The organism is Rhizobacter sp. P3_B12 (assembly GCF_056402895.1).
The window spans coordinates 1-1,985 of the sequence record NZ_JBFUGN010001074.1 but is presented as its reverse complement, the minus strand read 5'-3'; the positions used below and the strand labels follow the sequence as shown (position 1 = coordinate 1,985).

The following is a 1,985-nucleotide window of genomic DNA, read 5'->3' as shown; positions in this document are numbered from 1 at the left end:
GCGGGCGGTCAGCACGATGACCGGCGTGCTGTCGTGGCGGGCGCGCAGGGCGCGCAGCACGCCCAGGCCACCCGCGCCGGCGTCGGCCTCGGCGTGCTGCGTGCCCTGCGGAACGCGCCCCGGCGGCAGGCCCAGGTCGAGCAGCACCAGGTCGAAGCGCTCGCTGGCCAGCGTGCCATCGGCGGCCGCCGCATCGCGCACCCAGTCGACGGCGAAGCCTTCGAGCCGCAACGCGTTGCGCAGGCTCTCGCCGATCATCGGGTCGTCTTCCACCAGCAGCAGTCGCATCACGGGTCCAGGTCAGTCACAAGAAAAAGCATACCGCGAGCGCGGCCGGGCCGATCAGGCGCTATTGTTCCGGCTGCCCATGAAACCCCCTTCTCTGCCTCGAGGCGTCATGCCCAAAGTCCTTCGCAACACGCTGCTGTCGTTCCGCGACGTGCTGGCCACCGCCGGCCCGTTCATCTTCCTGACCATCGTCCTGCTGGTGGTCGCCTACTGGTTCCTCGACCCGACGCCGCCGCGCAAGGTGGTGCTGGCCACCGGGGTCGAGCAAGGGGCGTACGCCGAGTTCGGCAAGCGCTATGCGGAGTACCTGAAAGGGTACGGCATCCAGGTGGAGCTGCGCACCACCCATGGCGCGGCCGAGAACCTGAAGCTGCTGCGCGACCCGAATTCGGGCGTGGACATCGCGTTCACGCAGGGCGGGGCCGGCGAATCGCGCAAGAACGCCGAGGCCAATGCGCTGGCGGACGAAGACCTGAATTCGCTGGGCAGCCTGTTCTTCGAGCCGGTGTGGCTGTTCTACCGCGAGGATTCGGCGCAGCGGCTGCTGAAGGGCGTGCCGCTGGCCAGCCTGGCGCAGCTGCAGGGCTGGAAGGTGGATATCGGTGCGCGCGGCAGCGGTGCGCCGAACCTGATGCGCAAGCTGCTCGATGCCAACCGCATCGACCCCGCGTCGATGACGGTGTCGCGCGAGGAGCAGACCGACGCGGTCGTGAAGTTCCTGGCGGGCGACATCGATGCGATCGTGTTCGCGTCGGCGCCCGAGGCGCTGATGGTGCAGATGCTGCTGCAGACGCCGGGGGTGAAGCTGTTCGACTTTGCGCAGGCCGATGCGTATTCGCGGCGCTTCGCCTTCCTGACGCCGGTGACGCTGCCGCGCGGCGTGGTCGACCTGGCGGGCGACGTGCCGCCGAACGACGTGCGGCTGATCGCGCCGACCGCGACGCTGGTGGCGCGCGAGGATCTGCACCCGGCGCTGATCCAGTTGTTCGTGCAGGCGGCGGCGAAGATCCACGGGCCGGCGGGCTGGTTCCAGCGCAAGGGCGATTTTCCGAACGCGCGCGGCACCGAGCGGCCGCTGGCGCCGGAGGCGCAGCGCTTCTACACCAGCGGTTCGCCGCTGCTGCAGCGCTACCTGCCGTTCTGGCTGGCCAACCTGATCGACCGCATGTGGGTGGTGCTGGTGTCGATCGTCGCGATCCTGATCCCGCTGTCGCGCGTGGTGCCACCGCTGTACCAGTTCCGCATCCGCTCGCGCATCTTCCGCTGGTATGGGCAGCTGCGGGCGGTGGAGGACGGCCAGGGCGTGCGGCCGAACGACGAGCTGCGCTCGGAGCTGGACAAGATCGAAACGCGGGTCGGCAACGTGACGGTGCCGTTGAGCTATGCGGACGAGCTGTACTCGCTGCGCAGCCACATCAACATGGTTCGGAGGAGGTTGGATGAGGCGGGGCAGGATCCTACTGGCTGAATTTCGGTTGTTTGGGTGCAAAGGCGCGGGTGGGGAGGCTGTGGCTCGCCGGCCGGTGCGGTCAACGCGCCCGGGGGCGCGTTGACTCCCCTCCGCTGACTGGTTTCATGGCCCGTCGCCCAAACTCCCGTCACTCACTTCGTTCGTTGTGGTCAAACAGTGGGCGACAGTCAGTTCACGAAGCGTGCTGCGCACGCGGGCCATGAAACCAGCCAGCTCCGGCGCCCCG

The 1,985-nt window shown here is 68.7% G+C and carries 2 protein-coding genes; one reads left to right on the top strand and one right to left on the bottom strand.

The annotated features are described in order from the left end of the window. Window positions 1-288: response regulator (locus tag AC1D01_RS32245; RefSeq protein WP_477873578.1), on the bottom strand; the 288-nt coding region annotated here is incomplete at its 3' end. Between the two features lie 109 nt (window positions 289-397). Here AC1D01_RS32245 and AC1D01_RS32240 point away from each other — a divergent pair. Then, window positions 398-1,756, top strand: coding sequence for a TAXI family TRAP transporter solute-binding subunit (locus tag AC1D01_RS32240; RefSeq protein ID WP_477873577.1), 1,359 nt, complete (start codon window positions 398-400; stop codon window positions 1,754-1,756). The last annotated feature ends 229 nt before the right edge of the window (window positions 1,757-1,985 follow it).